The organism is Streptomyces sp. SM10, assembly GCF_002910915.1.
GTDB lineage: Bacteria > Actinomycetota > Actinomycetes > Streptomycetales > Streptomycetaceae > Streptomyces.
Genome location: NZ_NEUF01000093.1, coordinates 1 through 16,749 on the forward strand (window position 1 = coordinate 1; position 16,749 = coordinate 16,749).

At 70.0% G+C, this 16,749-nt stretch carries 17 protein-coding genes; all 17 read right to left on the bottom strand.

Annotated elements, in window-relative coordinates; genetic code table 11:
- Positions 1 to 1,040: lytic transglycosylase domain-containing protein (locus B9S57_RS13675; RefSeq protein WP_103515843.1), on the bottom strand; the 1,040-nt coding region annotated here is incomplete at its 3' end.
- A gap of 19 nt (positions 1,041 to 1,059) precedes the next feature.
- Positions 1,060 to 1,845, bottom strand: a complete 786-nt coding sequence (locus tag B9S57_RS13680) for a hypothetical protein (protein ID WP_103515844.1) — start codon at positions 1,843 to 1,845, stop codon at positions 1,060 to 1,062.
- Between the two features lie 37 nt (positions 1,846 to 1,882).
- Positions 1,883 to 2,413 carry a nuclear transport factor 2 family protein gene (locus B9S57_RS13685; protein WP_103515845.1) on the bottom strand — a complete coding sequence of 177 codons (531 nt, stop codon included), beginning with the start codon at positions 2,411 to 2,413 and terminating at the stop codon, positions 1,883 to 1,885.
- A 12-nt stretch (positions 2,414 to 2,425) separates the two neighbouring features.
- Positions 2,426 to 3,031: a hypothetical protein gene (locus B9S57_RS13690; protein ID WP_103515846.1), complete on the bottom strand. Its 606-nt coding sequence runs from the start codon at positions 3,029 to 3,031 to the stop codon at positions 2,426 to 2,428.
- Complete coding sequence (locus B9S57_RS13695; protein WP_103515847.1) at positions 3,028 to 3,549, bottom strand: hypothetical protein; 522 nt, start codon at positions 3,547 to 3,549, stop codon at positions 3,028 to 3,030. The genes B9S57_RS13690 and B9S57_RS13695 overlap by 4 nt, the downstream gene beginning before the upstream one ends.
- Positions 3,546 to 4,802 (bottom strand): MCE family protein, encoded by a 1,257-nt coding sequence (locus B9S57_RS13700; RefSeq protein ID WP_103515848.1) that lies wholly within the window; start codon positions 4,800 to 4,802, stop codon positions 3,546 to 3,548. The genes B9S57_RS13695 and B9S57_RS13700 overlap by 4 nt, the downstream gene beginning before the upstream one ends.
- Entirely contained in the window at positions 4,802 to 5,947 is a 1,146-nt protein-coding gene (locus tag B9S57_RS13705; protein ID WP_103515849.1) for an MCE family protein, read from the bottom strand. The genes B9S57_RS13700 and B9S57_RS13705 overlap by 1 nt, the downstream gene beginning before the upstream one ends.
- Entirely contained in the window at positions 5,944 to 7,083 is a 1,140-nt protein-coding gene (locus tag B9S57_RS13710; RefSeq protein ID WP_103515850.1) for an MCE family protein, read from the bottom strand. The genes B9S57_RS13705 and B9S57_RS13710 overlap by 4 nt, the downstream gene beginning before the upstream one ends.
- Position 7,084: 1 nt before the next feature.
- Positions 7,085 to 8,101: an MCE family protein gene (locus tag B9S57_RS13715; protein WP_103515851.1), complete on the bottom strand. Its 1,017-nt coding sequence runs from the start codon at positions 8,099 to 8,101 to the stop codon at positions 7,085 to 7,087.
- The gene (locus B9S57_RS13720) at positions 8,098 to 9,129 is read right to left on the bottom strand and encodes an MCE family protein (RefSeq protein WP_103515852.1); all 1,032 of its coding nucleotides are present in this window, start codon (positions 9,127 to 9,129) and stop codon (positions 8,098 to 8,100) included. Before B9S57_RS13720 ends, B9S57_RS13715 begins: the two co-directional genes overlap by 4 nt.
- On the bottom strand, positions 9,126 to 10,430 hold the full coding sequence (locus B9S57_RS13725) for an MCE family protein (RefSeq protein ID WP_103515853.1): 1,305 nt from the start codon (positions 10,428 to 10,430) through the stop codon (positions 9,126 to 9,128). The genes B9S57_RS13720 and B9S57_RS13725 overlap by 4 nt, the downstream gene beginning before the upstream one ends.
- Positions 10,430 to 11,233, bottom strand: a complete 804-nt coding sequence (locus B9S57_RS13730) for an ABC transporter permease (RefSeq protein ID WP_031094766.1) — start codon at positions 11,231 to 11,233, stop codon at positions 10,430 to 10,432. Before B9S57_RS13730 ends, B9S57_RS13725 begins: the two co-directional genes overlap by 1 nt.
- 3 nt (positions 11,234 to 11,236) lie before the next feature.
- Positions 11,237 to 12,088: an ABC transporter permease gene (locus B9S57_RS13735; RefSeq protein ID WP_103515854.1), complete on the bottom strand. Its 852-nt coding sequence runs from the start codon at positions 12,086 to 12,088 to the stop codon at positions 11,237 to 11,239.
- Positions 12,085 to 13,068: an ABC transporter ATP-binding protein gene (locus B9S57_RS13740; protein WP_103515855.1), complete on the bottom strand. Its 984-nt coding sequence runs from the start codon at positions 13,066 to 13,068 to the stop codon at positions 12,085 to 12,087. Before B9S57_RS13740 ends, B9S57_RS13735 begins: the two co-directional genes overlap by 4 nt.
- Positions 13,069 to 13,758: 690 nt before the next feature.
- Positions 13,759 to 14,712 carry a hypothetical protein gene (locus B9S57_RS13745; protein WP_103515856.1) on the bottom strand — a complete coding sequence of 318 codons (954 nt, stop codon included), beginning with the start codon at positions 14,710 to 14,712 and terminating at the stop codon, positions 13,759 to 13,761.
- A 113-nt stretch (positions 14,713 to 14,825) separates the two neighbouring features.
- Positions 14,826 to 16,301 carry a DUF6801 domain-containing protein gene (locus B9S57_RS13750; RefSeq protein ID WP_258036382.1) on the bottom strand — a complete coding sequence of 492 codons (1,476 nt, stop codon included), beginning with the start codon at positions 16,299 to 16,301 and terminating at the stop codon, positions 14,826 to 14,828.
- 87 nt (positions 16,302 to 16,388) lie between these two features.
- The gene (locus B9S57_RS13755; RefSeq protein WP_103515858.1) at positions 16,389 to 16,685 is read right to left on the bottom strand and encodes a hypothetical protein; all 297 of its coding nucleotides are present in this window, start codon (positions 16,683 to 16,685) and stop codon (positions 16,389 to 16,391) included.
- Positions 16,686 to 16,749 lie beyond the last annotated feature (64 nt).

Sequence of the window (16,749 nt, forward strand, 5' to 3'; positions counted from 1 at the left end):
CGACGTTCACGATGCCGACCGAACGCGCCCAGTTCCGGGGTGGGGCCGGGGCTGCCGGAGTCCGTCGCCGTGGGTGTGGGCGTCGGCGAGGTGGACGGCGTCGGAGTGGCGCTGGGCTGCGGGCCGACGATGATGCCGCCGCCGTGACCGGGGTCGCTCGGGCTGCCGGGACCTCCGACCGGGGCCTTCGGCGCGTGGGGGCCGCCCGCTCCGGGGCTCTTCGGGATCACGCCCTTGCCGTCGGCGACGGAGTGGACACCCTTGCGGTAGAAGTCCAGCCAGGACAGGACCGTCCGCAGATAGGTTTCCGAGTGGTTGTAGCTGAGGACCGCCCTGTCCAGATCCCCCCGTACGGAGAGGTTCCGGTTCCCCGCGCAGAGGTAGTGACCCGCGGCGAGCGCGGCGTCCACGACGTTGTTCGGATCCTTGCGTCCGTCGCCGTTGCCGTCCTTGCCCCAGTGCGCCCAGGTGGACGGGATGAACTGCATCGGCCCGACGGCCCTGTCGTACGTGGCGTCGCCGTCGTAGGCCCCGCCGTCGGTGTCCGGGATGTGGGCGAAGCCCGCCCCGTTGAGTACGGGTCCCAGGATCGGCGTGAGTGTGGTGCCGGCGGCGTTCACCCGGCCCCCGCCCGCGTGGCCGGACTCCACCTTGCCGATGGCCGCGAGTAACTGCCAGGGGAGGCGGCAGCCGGGGTCGCGGCGGCCGAGCACGCTCTGCGCGTTCCGGTAGGCCGCCAGGACGGTCGCGGGGATGCCGGCTTCGGCCCAGGACTGCGTGACGGTCTCGGCGGGCTTCTGCTTCTTCTTCGCTGCGTCCTTCGGCGGCTCCGGTGATCGCAGGGGTGGCAGTTCGGTGTGGTAGCTGTCGTCGTTCGGCACCTCGGTCCAGACGACGTCGTCCGATGCCACGTTCTTCAGATCGCCCGCGGTGGCGCCACCCGCGAGTCCGGGGGCCTGGGACGCCGTGAGCGCCGCCATGGCGGCGACCGCGGTCGCCGTGCCGGTGAGCCCGCGGCGCATGGTTCCCTCGAACCTCATGTGTCCTCCCTCTCCTGGGTCATCGCGCGAACGTGTCGATGGCAGCGATCCGCCAGGTGTCACCTTGGCGGACGGCGTCCACGGCGAACATGGCCGCGGCGTACGTCGTCTCCTCCTCCTTGCCGGTACGGGTGTTGCTCTGGTCGGCGAAGACCAGCAGGCGGGCCCGGTCACCGTCGAGCCGTTCGACACCGCTCTCGGTGACGGTCGTGGTGAGCACCAGCTTCTGCTTCGGGGCCTGCGCGCGTACCTCGGCGAGCATGTCCTTGTGCTGCTGGACCGCCTTGCCGGTCAGGTACTTCCGCGCGGCCAGGTCGGACTTCCCCGGCGAGGCGTACGTGTACGAGAAGACGGCGCCCACGGCCTCGGTGATCTGTCCCTTGACCTGACTGGTCCGGCTGATGTCGGTGAGGGCGGTGTTCTGCCGGGTGGGGTCGTCGCGGAGCGCACCGGCGGAGGCGAACGCCCAGGCGGCGAAGGCGCCGAGGAGGACGGTGGCCGCGCAGAGTGCGGCGGGGAGCCGGATACGGAGGCGGGGAAGTCTCCTGCGGGGCGGCTCGTCCCCGGTCTGCCCCTCCACCGCGGCGGACTCGCCGAGGGCACCTGCGTGGGGCTCGGCGTCGGAGCCGGCGGCGGACGCGGTGTCGGAGCCGGGGGCGGGTTCGTCGGCGGTTCCCTGCTCGGGCGCCGGGGCGTCGGTGGGCTGCCGCCCCTTCTCCGGGGCGGCGCCCGCCCGCCGGGTGGTGGCCGACGCGACGGGGGCGAGACGGCGGCGGCGGTTGACGAGGTGTCGGGTCGTCGACATGTCAGTGGTCCTCTCGGAGCGGGGCGGTCGGGCGGGTTCAGCCGGCGGTGTTGCCGACGGGCGCCTGCCCGAGGGCGCTGAGCTTCCACCCCTCGGACGTGCGGGTGAGCTGCCCGAGCATCCGGCTCTCCTTGACTGCGGGCTCGCCCTCGGGGGCGGTCACGGTGACCCGCAGCGCCACCATCACCCCGGCCTTGCCGGCCCTGTCGTCGAGCTCGGTCACCGCGCCGGACAGGATCCTGGCGGTGCTGACGGTCCTGGCCGCCTCGATCTGCTTGACGAACGCGTCCCGCCCGTCGACGAGTTGCTTGTGGAGATCGCCGGTGGAGGAGTCCTCCCAGCTGTCGAGCCCCTTCTCCACCTGGGCGTGGTCGAGCGTGTTCATGTTCTGCACGGCCTGTTCGCCTGCCGCCAGCGCGTCGTCGCGGGCCTCGGCGTAGGCGGCCGATCGGTCGTGCGCCGCGTCGTAACGCGACCACCCGCCCCATCCCGCCGCGCCGGCCGCCGCGACCGTCAGCACGATCGCCGCCACCACCAGCGGATTCCTCGTCGTCCCTGCCCGTGCCATGGGTGCTCTCCCCTATCTGGAGGTGATGTCGACGATGATCCAGCGGCCGCCACGCAGTTCCGCCGTCACCGAGAGCTGCGCCCCCGCCGTGGTGGCGGCCTTCCCTTCGCGCTCGTACACCTGGTCGAGAAAGACGAGGAGGTGGGCGCTGCGGGCACCGAGCCGGGTGACTCCGGCACGTACGGCCTGCGAGGTGAGCGTGAGCTTCTGGTCGGCCGCCTGCTTCTCGACCTGGCCGAACAGCGCCGCGTACTGCTGGAGCGCCTTGCCCGCGAGGAGCCGCTTCGCCGCCTCCTTGGTGACGGCGGTGGACTGCGGGCTGTACGAGAAGACCTTGCCCAGGGCGCTGCTCACGTCACCCGCGACCCGGGTGGTCTCCGCCGTGTCGGTCAGCGCACGGTTGGAGGTGGCGGGGGTGTCCCGCACCTGCCGCGCCGCGACGTGGAGACCGACGCCGGCGGCGAGCAGGGCGGCGACCAGGACCGATGCGAGACCGCGACGCCAGGCCACGTGCCGGGGCGCTGTCCCCTCCTGGCCGGCGCCGGTCCCTTCGTCCCGTACGTCCGTGTCAGGATCCCCGGTGGCGCCCTCGATCGTGGTCCCTCCGGTCCGCTTCATCCGCCGCTCCCGACCGGTATCGCGTCCAGTGCCTTGATCTTCCAGCCGTCCCCGGTGCGGGCGAGGGCCGCCTCGAAGCGTTTGCGTTCCGTTCCGCCCGTGCCGGTGCGGGGGGTGACCTCGACGTCGACGGTGGCGATCAGCGCGGCCGTGCCGGCGCGTTCGTCGAGTGCGGTGAGCGCCGCGTCGGTGACCTTGCCGCGGGCGGTGGCCCCGGACTCGGTGAGCTCGGCGGCGTCCTTCTTCCGGGAGCTCTCCAACCGGTCGTGCAGGGGACCCGTGGAGGCGGCGAGCCAGGTGTCGAGCCCGGACCTCACGGTGGTGGCGCTCCTGCCGTCCATGCTGTTCAGCCGCGCGAGACCGCTCCTGCCGTCGGCCATCGCGGCGTCCCGGGCCGTGGCGTACGCCAGGGTGTCGTCGCCCCGCGCCTGTAGGTAGGACCAGCCGCCGAGTGCGCAGACCAGTGCGGCCGCGAGCAGGACGGCCCAGCCGCCCAGCCTCCTGGTGCGGGCGTTCACGCGCCACCTCCGAGGCCCAGCAGGCCGGCCATGCCGTCGGCAGCGCGTCCGGTGTCGCCGCCGGTTCCGAGGACGCCGGGCAGGCCGGCTCCGCCCGTTCCACCGAGCAGCGAGCCGGGTTCAGCCGGTTCGGGGACGCCTCCGCCTCCCGGGGCGTTGGCGCTGCCGCGGACGTTGATGCCGCTGCCGGGCGAGGAGGCGCAGCGCGCCTCGGTGTTGACCGCGGGCGCGGTCGAGAGGTCCTTGCCGGGGCGGTAGGTCGTGGAGCCGTAACCGGCGGTACAGGGCAGCGGCTCGAAGAAGGTGACGGACATCCCGAAGCGGGCGGCCCCGTCCTCGTCGATGATGCTCGCTCCGGCCGCCGCGACCGCGGGCACCTTCACCAGGAGCTCCTCCAGACCGCGTTGCCGGGTGACGGCGACCTCGGAGGTGGTGAGGAGGTTGGCGACGACGACTCCGAATCCGGGTTCGAGGTCACGCAGGAGCCCGCTGATCTGGGCGGTGGCACCGGGCGCCGCCGCGATCAGCCGGCGCAGGTCGGTGTCAGATCCCTTGAGTTCCGCCGCGAGTTCCTCGGCTCCGGAGGCGAACCCCTTGAGTGCCTCGCCCTGTTCGGCCTGGGTGCGCAGCACCGTCTCGCCGTCCGTCATCAGCCTGGTGGTCGTCGGCAGGGCCTCGTCGGCGGCGTCGACGAACTCGCTCCCGGTGTCGAGCAGGACCTGGAGGTCGTCGCCGCGCCCCTCGAACGCCGCGCCGAACTCGTCCACGACGGTGCGCAGGGCCTCGGTGTCGACGGAGGCGGTGAGGTCGTTGACGCTGGTGAGGACGTCGGTGACGGGTGCGGGAATGGTGGTGTCGGCCTGGTCGATGACCGAGCCGTTCTCCAGGAACGGCCCGTCCTCGCGGGACGGCCGCAGGTCGACGTACTGCTCGCCGACCGCCGAGAGACCGGCGACGACGGCGTGCAGGCTGTCGGGGATGGGGGGCGCGTCGTTCTCGATGCGCAGTTCGGCCTCGACGCCGTCGTCGGTGAGGTCGATCGGACCGACCCGGCCGACGGAGACACCCCGGTAGGTGACGTTGGAGTGGGTGAACAAGCCTCCGGTCTGCGGAAGTTGGACCGTGACGGTGTAGTAGCCGCGCAGCCCGACGTAGTGGCCGAGGTCGGCGTACCGGACGCCCAGGTAGCCGAGGACGAGCACCGCGATGACCAGGAAGGCGATGTTCTTGAGCCGCGTGGCGAGGGTGATCATCAGCGGGTGCCCTCCGTGCCGGACGTCGTGACCGAGGGAAGGGGCAGGGGCAGGGCCGGGCCGGACGTCCGGGCGCCGGTCTCCGCCGGGACTTCCGGGGTGAGCGCGGGAATGATCTGCGTGCCGGGCATGGCGGTGACGTCCAGGTAGACGTTGAGGTAGTCGCCCTTCACTCCGCGCAGCACCTCGTCCGTGAACGGGTAGGTGAGCAGCACCTGCAGGGAGTCGGGGAGGTCGTTGCCCGAGTCGGCGAGGGCGGTGAGGGTGGGGGCGAGGGCCTTGAGGTCGGCGACCATGTCGGCCTTGCTCCTGTTGACCGTGTCGACGGCGACGGTGGAGAGCGTGTCGAGCGAGCGCAGCATGGTGAGGAGTGAACCGCGCTGCTTCTCCAGTACCTTCAGGCCCGGGCTGAGTCCGGTGAGTACGGTTCCCACGTCCTGCTTCCGGGTGGCGAGGGTGGCGGCGAGCCGGTTGACGCCGTCGAGGGCGTCGGTGATGTCCTCCTTGTGGGTGTCCAGGTCGGTGACCAGCGTGTCGACGCGGCCCAGCATCGAGCGGATCTGCGGTTCCTGTCCGGACAGTGCCTTGTTGAGCTCCGTGGTGATGGTCTTGAGCTGGGCGACGCCGCCGCCGTTGAGGAGCATGGACAGGGCGCCGAAGACCTCTTCGACCTCGGGGTTGCGGTTGGTGCGGACGAGCGGGATCCGGTCTCCGTCGGAGAGCGCGCCCTGGGCCGTACCGTCGGCGGGCGGGGAGAGCTGGACGTACTTCTCGCCGAGGAGGCTGGACTGTTCGAGGTGGGCGTAGGCGTTGGCCGGCATCCTGATCTTCCCGTTGACCCGCATGGTGACCTTGGCGGTCCAGCTGTCCGGGGTGAGGGAGATCTTGGTGACCCGGCCCACGGCGACGTCGTTGACCTTGACGGACGACTGCGGCGAGAGGCTGAGGACGTCTCCGAACTCGGCGGTGATCTCGTACGGGTGGTCGCCGAGGTCGGCTCCGCCCGGCAGCGGCATCTGGTCGATGCCGGGGAACGACGGCAGGCCGGTGGTCGTGGCGACGAGGGCGAAGCAGACGCCGGCGGCGACCAGGGCGCCCAGGCCCGCGACCACCCGGGTGCCGGGTCTGCGCAGGGCGGGGCTCATCGGTCCGCCTCCTTCTTCTCGCCCGTACCGGTCTTCTTCCGCGGGTCGTCCGGGGTGCCGTAGACGGTGCCGACGGCCGGCAGAGGCAGGACGGGCAGGGTCTTCAGCCGGCCGGCGTCCACCGGGGCCAGGCCCTCGAGGCCCGCGGTCCCCGCCTCCGACTCGACGAGCGGACCGCCCATGGACAGTTCGTTGAGGTTCGTGCGTCCGTTCAGGGTGCGGTTCGCCGGGTCGTAGGCGTTGAGCACGTTGCCGGCCGCGAGCGGCAGGGTGTCGAGCGACTCGGCGAGCGAGGCACGCTGGTCCACCAGGGTCTGGGTGAGCGGCACCAGGAGGTCCACGTTCTTCTTGAGGGCCCCGCGGTTCTTCTGGATGAAGGTCTTGACCTGGCCGAGTGCGGTGCCCAGTTCCTTGAGCGCCGCGCTGAGGTTCTCCTTGTCGTCGGCGAGGAAGCCGGTGACGGAGTTGAGCTGCTGCTCGGCGGTTCGCACCTCGGTGTCGTTCTCCTTCAGCATGGTGGTGAAGGTCTGCAGGTAGGACAGCGTGTCGAAGAGGTTGCCGCTGCTCCTGTCGAGCGTCTTCGTCGCCTTGCCGAACTGCTCGATGGAGTCCCCGATGGCTTCGCCGTTGCCCTTGAGGTTCTTGGATCCGGTCTCCAGGAGTCCGGAGAGAGCGCCGTCGGCGTTGGCTCCGTCCGGGCCGAGTGCGGTGGAGAGTTCCGTGATCGACTCGTAGAGCTGGTCCACCTCGACGGGGGTGGCGTTGTTCGCCGCGGGAAGGACGGCGCCCTCCTCCAGCCGCGCTCCCCCGGTGTAGGCCGGGGCGAGCTGGACGTAGCGGTCGGCCACGAGGCTGGGGGCGACGACGAGCGCGTGGGCGTCCGCGGGGACCTCGACGCCCTTGTCGAGGCGCAGGGTGACCCGGACCTCCTTGCCGCGCGGCTTCACCGATTCGACGGTGCCGACCTTCACCCCGAGGATCCGCAGGTCCGACCCGGGGTACACGCCGGTGGCCCGGTCGAAGTAGGCGGTCACGGTGGTCGTGCCTTCCTGGTCCATGGCCGCCACGCCCGAGCCGACGGCCACGGCCACGACGGCGAGCCCGGCCCCGATCCCGATGATGCGGGTGCGTCTCATGTCAGCGGCCCCCCTGCTTCGGCGGCATGCAGTCGTTGGTCGGGGGTGTGTCCTTCGGCAGGTAGTCCTTGGGGACGACCCCGCAGACGTAGTTGTCGAACCAGCGCCCGTTGCCGAGGGTGTTGCCGACGAGCCGGTTGTAGGTGCCCGCCATCGAGAGCACCTTGTCGAGGCTCTTGCGGTTCTTCACCAGGACGGTGGTGACCCGCCCCAGCGCGTCGAGAGTGGGCTTCAGCTGCTTGTTGTTGTCGGTGACGAGACCGGTGAGCTGGGTACCGAGGTCCCGCGTACCGGTGAGCAGCAGGTGGATGGAGTCGCGCCGGGCCTGGATCTCGCCGAGCAGCAGATTGCCGTCCTCCAGGAGCGTCTCGAAGCTGCTCTTCTTCGTGGCGAGCGTCCTGGTGAGCTGCTTGCTGCCCTTGAGGAGGGTGGCGAGCTGGGCGTCTCGCTCGGAGACGGTCTTCGAGAGGGCGGAGAGCCCTTCCGCCGCGCTGCGTACGTCGGGGGGCGAGTCCTTGAAGGTGTCCGAGATGGTCTCGAAGCTCTGGGCGAGCTGGGCGGTGTCGATCTCCTCGATGGTCTCGCCGAGTCCGTTGAACGCCTGGGTGACGTCGTACGGGGAGGTGGTGCGGCTCTTCGTGATGCGGGAGGACGGGTCCTGCGGGGCGTCGCCGAGCGGGTCGACGGCGAGGTACTTGTCGCCCAGGAGGGTCTTGATGGCGATGCCGACGGTGGAGGAGTCGCCGATCCAGGCGTCCTTCACCTTGAAGTCGACCTTCACCACGGCGCCGTCGAGCGAGACACCGGTGACCTCGCCGACCTTCACTCCGGCGATCCGCACCTCGTCGCCGGCGTCCAGCCCGGCGGACTCGGTGAAGTCGGCGCTGTAGAGGGTTCCCCCGCCGACGAACGGCAGGGCGTCGGCGCGGTAGGCGGCGAGGCCGAGGAGGGCCAGGACGACGAGTCCGACGACGCCGATGAGGACGGGGTTGCGTTCCCGTACGGGCTTGATCCTCATCCGGTGCACCTCGATCCGCCGATCGTGATGCCGGTGGGCGGCGCGCTGCCGTCCTCGGTGGTCACACCGGCCACCTTCGCCTCGCAGAGGTAGAGGTTGAGCCACGACCCGTACGACGTGAGGCGGGTGATCGCCTCCATCTTGGCGGGTGTCCTCTTCAGGAAGCTCTCGATCGTCGGCGCGTTCTTGTCGAGCTGCCCGCTGAGTCTGCCGAGCTCGGCGATGTCCTTCTTCAGGGGTGCCCGGCCGTCCTGGAGGAGGTCGGCGGTCACGGTGGTGAGCGCCCCCATCGCCGTGACCGCGTCGCCGAGCGGTTTGCGGTCTCCGGAGAAGCCCTTGACGAGCTTCTCGAGGGTGACGACCAGGTCGTCGAAGCCCGCCTCGCGGTCGTTGACGGTCGTGAGGACCGTGTTGAGGTTCTTGATCACCTCTCCGATCACCTTGTCCTTGGCCGCGACGGTGCCGGTCAGCGATCCGACGTGGGAGAGGATGCTGTCGACGGTGCCGCCCTCGCCCTGGAGGACCTGCACGATGGAGCCGGCGAGCTGGTTGACGTCAGGCGGGGAGAGCCCTTCGAAGAGCGGCTGGAAGCCGTTGAAGAGCTGGGTGAGGTCGAGTGCCGGCGTGGTGCGCGAGAGCGGGATCGTCCCCCCGGACCTGAAGGTCGCCCCCACGGGGCCGGCCCCCTGGTCGAGGTCGATGTAGCGCTGGCCGACCATGTTGAGGTACTTGATCGACGCGGTGACCGAGGCGGGCAGCTCGCGGCCCTTGCGTACGGCGAAGCCGACTTCCGCCTGCCGTCGGTCGGCGACCCTGATGGACTCCACCTGGCCGACCTTGACGCCGGCGATCCTGACACTGTCACCGACGACCAGCCCGGTGGCGTCGGTGAACCTCGCCTTGTACGCGGTGGTGTCGCCGACGCCGGTGTCGGCGATGGAGAGGGCCAGGACGGTGGTGGCCAGCGCGGTCACCACGACGAAGACCAGGGACTTCACGAGCGGTCCCGCGAGGGAGCGGCGCTTCACTTGAGCTTCACCTCCGCACCGCGGAAGGCCGGACCGATGAGCACGCTGCTCCAGTCGGGCAGGGACTGTGGCTGGATCTTGAGCGAGGGGGCGACGAGTTCGTTGACGAGCCGGCTCTCCTCGGGGGAGTTCGGCATGCCGAGCGCGGTGTCGGCGGCCGGGACGTCGTCGGCCGCTTCCACGTCACCGACGTCCTGGGCAGGGTCGGCGGGCCTGCGCGCGTCCGCGGTCGGCACCGTCCTGCCCGTGTACGGCACCGAGTAGCAGTGCGGGCCGCCGGTGGCGCCGTAGACCGGGGTGTCCTCGCCGGCGACGTACTTGCCCTTGGACTCCACCACCTTGACGGTGACGTGGAGCCCCGGCCTGTCGGTGCCCTTGCCGAGCGCCTTGTCCATGGCGGGGACGAACCCGGCCATGGTGCGCAGGGTGCAGGGGAAGGCGTCGGAGTACTCCGCCAGGAGCTCCAGGGTCGGACGGCCGGAGGCGGAGAGGCGGATGAGGTTGTCCTTGTTCTTCCGCAGAAAGGCGGTGACGTCGTTCGCGGAGGCGGTGGTGGATCCGTACAGATCCGCGAGTTCCGCCTGCTGTTCGGCGATCGTTCCGCTGGTGGTGGTGAAGTCGGTGAGCGCGTCCAGGACATCGGGCGCGGCATCGGCGTAGAGATGGCTCACCTTGACGAGTTCCTTGATGTCCGCGTTGAGCGTGGGGAGTTGGGGGTTGAACTCCTTCAGGTGCGCGTCGAGGGTGACCAGCGTGTCGCCGAGCTTGTCGCCGCGTCCTTCGAGCGCCTGGGAGACGGCCCCCAGGGTCGCGGCGAGCTTCTCCGGCTTGACGGCGGTCAGCATCGGCAGGACGTTGTCCAGGACCTCCTCCAGCTCGATCGCGTTGCTGGAGCGGTCCTGCGGGATCACCGCCCCGGCCCGCAGGGTCTCGGCGGAGGGGACGGCCGGAGGCACGAGGGCGACGAACCGCTCCCCGAAGAGGGTGGTGGGCAGCATCTGCGCGGTGACGTCGGCCGGGATCCGCTCCAGCCGGTCCGGATCGATGGCGAGGGTGAGACGGGCCCCATCGCCCTCGACAGCGATGTGGCGGACCTCGCCGATGACGACGCCGCGCAGCTTCACCTCGGCGTTGTCGTGCATCTCGTTGCCGACGCTTCCGGTGCGTACGGTCACGGTGGCGTCGTCGGTGAAATCCTTCTCGTACACCGAGACCGACACCCATACGAGCACGGCGGGCACGAGCACGAAGGCCACACCCGCGAGTCTGCGGCGCACCGTCTGCGCCGTGGAGGAGGACATCAGCCGGCCACCTTCACCGTTGTCGTCGCGCCCCAGATGGCGAGCGAGAGGAAGAAGTCGGTGACGCTGATGAGCACGATGGCGTTGCGCACCGACCGGCCCACGGCGACGCCGACACCGGCGGGGCCGCCGGTGGCGTGGAAGCCGTAGTAGCAGTGGGCGAGGATCACCAGCACGCTGAAGATCAGCACCTTGAGCACCGACAGCAGCACGTCGTCCGGGGAGAGGAAGAGATTGAAGTAGTGGTCGTAGGTACCCGCGGACTGTCCGTTGAACAGGACGGTGATGTAGCGGGAGGCGAGATAGGAGGAGAGCAGCCCGATCGCGTACAGCGGGATGATGGCGACGACGCCGGCGATGATCCGCGTGGTGACGAGGTAGGGCATGGAGCGCACGCCCATCGCTTCGAGGGCGTCGACCTCCTCGTTGATCCGCATGGCGCCGAGCTGGGCGGTGAAGCCGGCCCCGACGGTCGCGGAGAGGGCGAGCCCGGCGACGAGCGGGGCGATCTCCCGGGTGTTGAAGTAGGCGGAGATGAAGCCGGTGAAGGCGGAGGTGCCGATCTGGTCGAGGGCGGCGTACCCCTGGAGGCCGACGACCGAGCCGGTGGCGAGGGTCATCGCGATCATCACGCCGATGGTTCCCCCGATGACGCCGAGGCCGCCGCTGCCGAAGGCGACCTCGGCCAGGAGCCGCTGGACCTCCTTGAGGTAGCGGCGCAGGGTCCTGGGGATCCAGATCAGGGCGCGTACGTAGAAAGTGAGCTGTTCGCCGGAGCGGTCCAGCCAGCCGAGCATCGACATCGCTCAGCCCCCCTTCGGGGGGACGATCTGGAGGTAGATCGCCGTGAGGACCATGTTCACGGCGAACAGGAGCATGAAGGTGATGACGACGGACTGGTTGACCGCGTCGCCGACTCCCTTCGGGCCGCCGCGCGGGTTGAGTCCGCGGTAGGCCGCGACGATGCCGGCGATGAATCCGAAGATCAGCGCCTTGAGTTCACCGACGTAGAGGTCGGGCAGCTGCGCGAGGGCGGAGAAGCTCGCGAGGTAGGCACCGGGTGTACCACCCTGCATGATCACGTTGAAGAAGTAGCCGCCGAGCGTGCCGACGACGGAGACCAGGCCGTTGAGCAGCACGGCGACGAACATGGTGGCCAGCACGCGCGGCACGACGAGGCGCTGGATGGGCGAGACGCCCATGACCTCCATGGCGTCGAGTTCCTCGCGGATCTTGCGGGACCCCAGGTCGGCGCAGATGGCGGATCCGGCGGCCCCGGCGATCAGCAGGGCCACGATGAGCGGGCTGGCCTGCTGGATGACGGCGAGGACGCTGGCGCCGCCGGTGAAGGACTGGGCGCCGAGCTGTTCGGTGAGGGAGCCCACCTGGAGGGCGATGACCGCGCCGAAGGGGATGGAGACGAGGGCGGCGGGCAGGATGGTGACGCTGGCGACGAACCAGAACTGTTCGACGAACTCCCTTGCCTGGAAAGGCCGGCGGAAGATGGCCCGGGAGACCGCGAGGGCGAGGGCGAAGAGCTGGCCGGTCTGACGCAGCGGGGCGAGGACCCGCGAGGGCTGCCTCCGCCCCGGCGTCTCCTGAGGGGCCTTCTCGGGGGCGGGCTCCGCCGGGGGGCGTACGGGCAGCGGTGCCGTCATCGGCGCCCACCGTCCAAGGTCGGCGTGTAGCTGTTCATGATGGCCGTACGGGCGGCCTCCGGCAGCTGGCCCATCATGGAGACGACCCGCTCCCGGCGGCGCAGGGCCGCCTGCCGTACGGGCATCCCGGGCGAGGGCTCCAGCTGGGGGACGACGGTACGGGGGCCTGCGGCGTGTCCGTGGCCGTTCGTCTGCTCGGCGGCGAGGGTGGCCGCGTCCTTCTCCTCCGACATGCCGATGGGGCCCTCACGGCGTCCGGCGAGGAACTGCGAGACGACGGGCATGTCGCTGGTGAGCAGCACCTCGCGCGGCCCGAAGGTGACGAGGTTGCGGCAGAACAGCATTCCCATGTTGTCCGGGACGGTGGCCGCGATGTCGAGATTGTGGGTGACGATGAGCATCGTCGCGTCGATCTGCGCGTTGAGGTCGATGAGCAGCTGCGAGAGGTAGGCGGTGCGCACGGGGTCGAGCCCGGAGTCCGGCTCGTCGCAGAGGATGATCTGCGGGTCCAGGACGAGGGCGCGGGCGAGGCCGGCCCGCTTGCGCATCCCGCCGGATATCTCACCCGGAAGCTTTCCCTCGGCGCCGAGCAGGCCGACGATGTCGATGCGCTCCATGACGATCCGCCGGATCTCCGACTCGCTCTTGCGGGTGTGTTCACGCAAGGGGAAGGCGATGTTGTCGAAGAGGGACATCGAGCCGAAGAGGGCGCCGTCCTGGAACATGAGACCGAACAGCTTCCGGGTCTCCATGATTTCCCGCTCGGGGCTGTTCACCATGTCGACACCGTTGATGAGGACGCGGCCCTTTTCCGGCTTGAGCAGTCCGATGATGGATTTCAGGAACACAGTCTTTCCGGTACCGGAAGGGCCGAGCATGACGCTCACCTCACCGGCCGGCAGCGTGAGACTGACGTCCTGCCATATGTTCTGCCTGCCGAAGGATTTCGTCAGGCCTTCGACGACTACTTCGATTCCCATCGACCCTCCCTCGAAGTGGTCGTGAATGACGTCATCTGTCTGCGCTCCGGCTCCGGTACGTGCAACGACGGCGTGTCACACATGCACCAGGAGGCGCACGCTATGTCTGCGGAATCCGCCAGGACAAGCTGTTGAACAGCGGATATCGCCGGATGTCGATCTCTGCGTGGATCACTTGTCACCGATTGACAAACCCGCTCGGCGGCTTTGTCGAAATCTGCGCAAGCTCTCCCGGGTCCCGCGGCCCAGGGGGGGCCGGGGTCGCGGGACCCGGGAGTGGGAGACCTCCGCCCCGGGTGGAGTTCGGGGCCGGAGGAACTCCCGGAGGAATCCCGGGTCAGGGGGGCGCGACCAGGACTCCACGTGCGTCGAACGAGCAGGCACGGACGCGTTTCCGAGCGGCTCAAGCGGGACGCTACGGGCCGGTAACCTGAGTCCGCAATAGGACTTCACGAACTTTCTCAGGGGCAATTGCGCGGCGCTGTTTTCTTGTGCCCCGATGAGTAGTCAGCGCGCGAAACCTATCGGAATGTGAGGGCCTTCGCGTGGCGGCGGCCGGCTCGGGAATGCCGCTCGGGAGTAGCAGAAGCCCGCCCCGACCAGGGTGCATGAGGTCGGGGCGGGCTCGGGCGGGCGAGGCACGACGGCACGCACCGAGTGACAAAGGTGCGCGACACGTCGGGCCCGGGGCTACTTCACGGCGGAGTGCCAGTTCCGGGAGAGCTCCTTGCCCGCGTCGGGGACGGACAGCCCCGGTGCGGTGAGGCCGATCGTCGAGGTCTTGGCGTCGTTGAGGACCAGGTTGTTCGACCCGGCTCCGGCGGGCAGGCCCACCTTGAGGTCGATGGCCCAGCTGAGGATGCCGGCGAGACCGCAGCCGTTGGCCTTCGGCGCCGAGAACTGGCTGTCGCCCTGGGCGGCGCCCGTCAGGGCGAGGTTGATGAGCGAGCCCTCGTCCGGGTTGGCCGTCCCGTCACCGTTGAACCTGGAGGCGGCCAGGGCCGGGGCACTGAGGTTGCCGGGGCGCAGGAGCACCGGGTTGCCGCTGCTCCCTATGTAGCAGTTGGACCCGAGCAGGGGGTTCTCCAGGCGGATCTTGACGGGCAGCTTGACGATCGGCCCGGAGGAGATCCCGGCGACCAGGCTGAAGTCGGTCGGCGTCCCGGCCGACTCGACCGTGGCGGTCACCTTGTTCAGGGTGGCGTTGGTGATCTGTCCGCAGACGGCGGAGATCACGGGGATGTTGCTGGGGCACATGATGCCGAGGAGACCGCCCGGGATGGTGGTCTTCCCGCTGACGATGGATCCGGCCGGCGGCGGGACGACCGTGTACGTCCCCTCGGCCGGGTGCTGGATGACACCGAACTGCAGGTTCGTCGAGCCGGTCGTCGCCGTGACGTTGCCGAGTTTGATCGTCCCGTTGGGCGAGGTGGACGTCACGCACAGCGGGACCTCGGTGTCGCCGTCCGTCGCGAGCATGGCGGGGGCGTCCACGGGACACCGGTCGAACGGGGCCCACGCACCACCCAGCTGGGCGGCTGCCGTGGCGGCCCCGGCCGGGGACGCGGTCAGGGGCATGACCAGTGCGGCGGAGGCGGCGACGGCACCGGCGGCCTTGATCCAGGTCTTCGGGGCAGGTCTCATTGTTCCCTCGATTCGATAGCTGAAGCGGCGAGGTTCTCTGCTCGGCAGGATGGTCGGGTGCGACTGCGGGTCGGCGGTCGCCGTTCGGCACGATGAGCGAGTGCGCGTGCGGGTCAGCGCCTCGCCTTGGGGATTTCCTGGGGCTCGAACTCAGGCGTACAGGCGTTACCGGTCGAAGGGACGCACGGGGCCCCCTGTACCTGCTTGACGAATCCGGGGGATCCGGACAGGGAGGCGGTGAAGAGGCTGTCCAGGTCCTCGTCGACTCCGCATCCCTCGAAGGGCGGAATGGTGACCGACCCGGTCAGTTCCCCTCCGGTGACCACCGTGTAGCCCTCGTTTCCCTTCTCCGGGTCCCAGGTCCCCAGGCCGGCGAGTGAGAGCCGGAACGGGCGCTCCGTCCGGCAGTTCTTCCCCACGTCCAGGGCGACGCCGTTGACCTTGACGTCGTGCAGCCGGAGGACGAAGTCCATGTCGATGCTCGTGGTGGTCTTGGTGAAGCCCCCGTTGAGCAGATCCGTGATGCCGTGGGAGACCACGTTGCGGTCCGCCGGGGAGTCGGGCTTCGGAGGAATCTGGGTCATCTCGAGGGTGGCCGTCGTCGGCATGAAACCGAACGTCAGGAACGTCCCCGTGGTGGGTGGCAGCTGGGGCTTGCCCTTGTAGTCGAGCACGATCGCCGCGTTCAGGACCGCGTGCACGTAAGGGAACTCGAACCAGTTCTCGCCGTCGTACGTGTGGATGCGCGCGCAGGCCGGAGGGAACTTGGTGGCGCCGTCGAGTTTGGTGACGTTCGCGTAGCCGGCCACGTAGGCGAGCATGTCGCGGCCCTCTGCGTTCAGCGGGTCCCCCACGCACGGTGGCGCGGCCACGGGCGCGGCTTCCTTCGCCCGCTTCCCGACCTCGGGCGCGGCAGGCTGTTCCTGCTCCTCGTCGTCGGGCCACTCGTCGGACGCGGACGGTGCCGGTGTGGGCGTCTCGCCTTCACCACCTACGCCGACCGTCGCCAGGGCGGTCTCCTGATCCTCGTCCACCACGCACTGCACGGAGAGGGTCGGCGGCTCCGCCGGAGCGCCGTCAGCGTTCTTCACGGCCAGGTCCACCGACAGGGCGGAGGCCTTGAACTCCAGGTCGCCCGGCGCTTCCGGGCGGACGTAGGGCACGCTGCCTGCCGTGCTCAGCGTCAGCTCTCCCGCCCCGGGAACCGGCGCGGCCTCGGGGGTCGTCCCGACCCACTCCGCCCGTGCCTGCCGGCCCTCCTGGACGACGTCGACGGAGAGCTGCGCCTCCGCGCTCACGGCCGTGGCCCCTGACTGGGCGAGGGCGGCCGACGCAGCCTCGGGCAGGGTCAGGTCCAACACCATCTCCTCCGGCTGGATCACCTGTCCGGCGTGAGTCGACTCGGGTACTTCCGCGGCCAACCGAACCGTCACCGGCTGGTCGCCCTCCGGGAAGGCACACGTGTAGGCCAGCTCCGCGTCGATCTCCTGCACACCGGAGGCGGCTTGGGCACCGGGGATCATCCCTCCGATCAGCACGGCAGTCGCCACTGCCGCACCGCGCGCGGTGCGCCTGCGCGTTCCCCCCATACGACTTCCCTTCACTGGCTGTGCCCCTTCTCGGACGGCCGGACGTGCCTCGTGCGCCTGCTCACCCTGTCCCGGCGCGCGGCCGGGTCAAGGTGAGTACACGATGGTCGGAACGCCCGTGCCCCCGGCTGGGGTGACAAGCGTGTAGCTCGTGCTGTACTTCCAGTTGTCACCCGGAGCCGCGAGGCCCGAGCAACCGGGCGTGGTGGTGTCGACAGTCAGCTTGTAGGTGGTGTCGTCGGCGACATCCAGCTCCCCCCGCGAGCTGGGGCCGACCGTCCACAGGGGTGCCGCCACTCCTGCCGGCGCAGCGGGTGCCGCGACGGCGACCGACGAGAGGGCGGCACCGACCGCCGGTGCGAGCTTCCTGAAGTGCCAGCGCACAGTTGACTTCTCCGATTCGACAACGCGCGGGACAGGCGCAGGGATCGCACAACGGGGGAGGCCC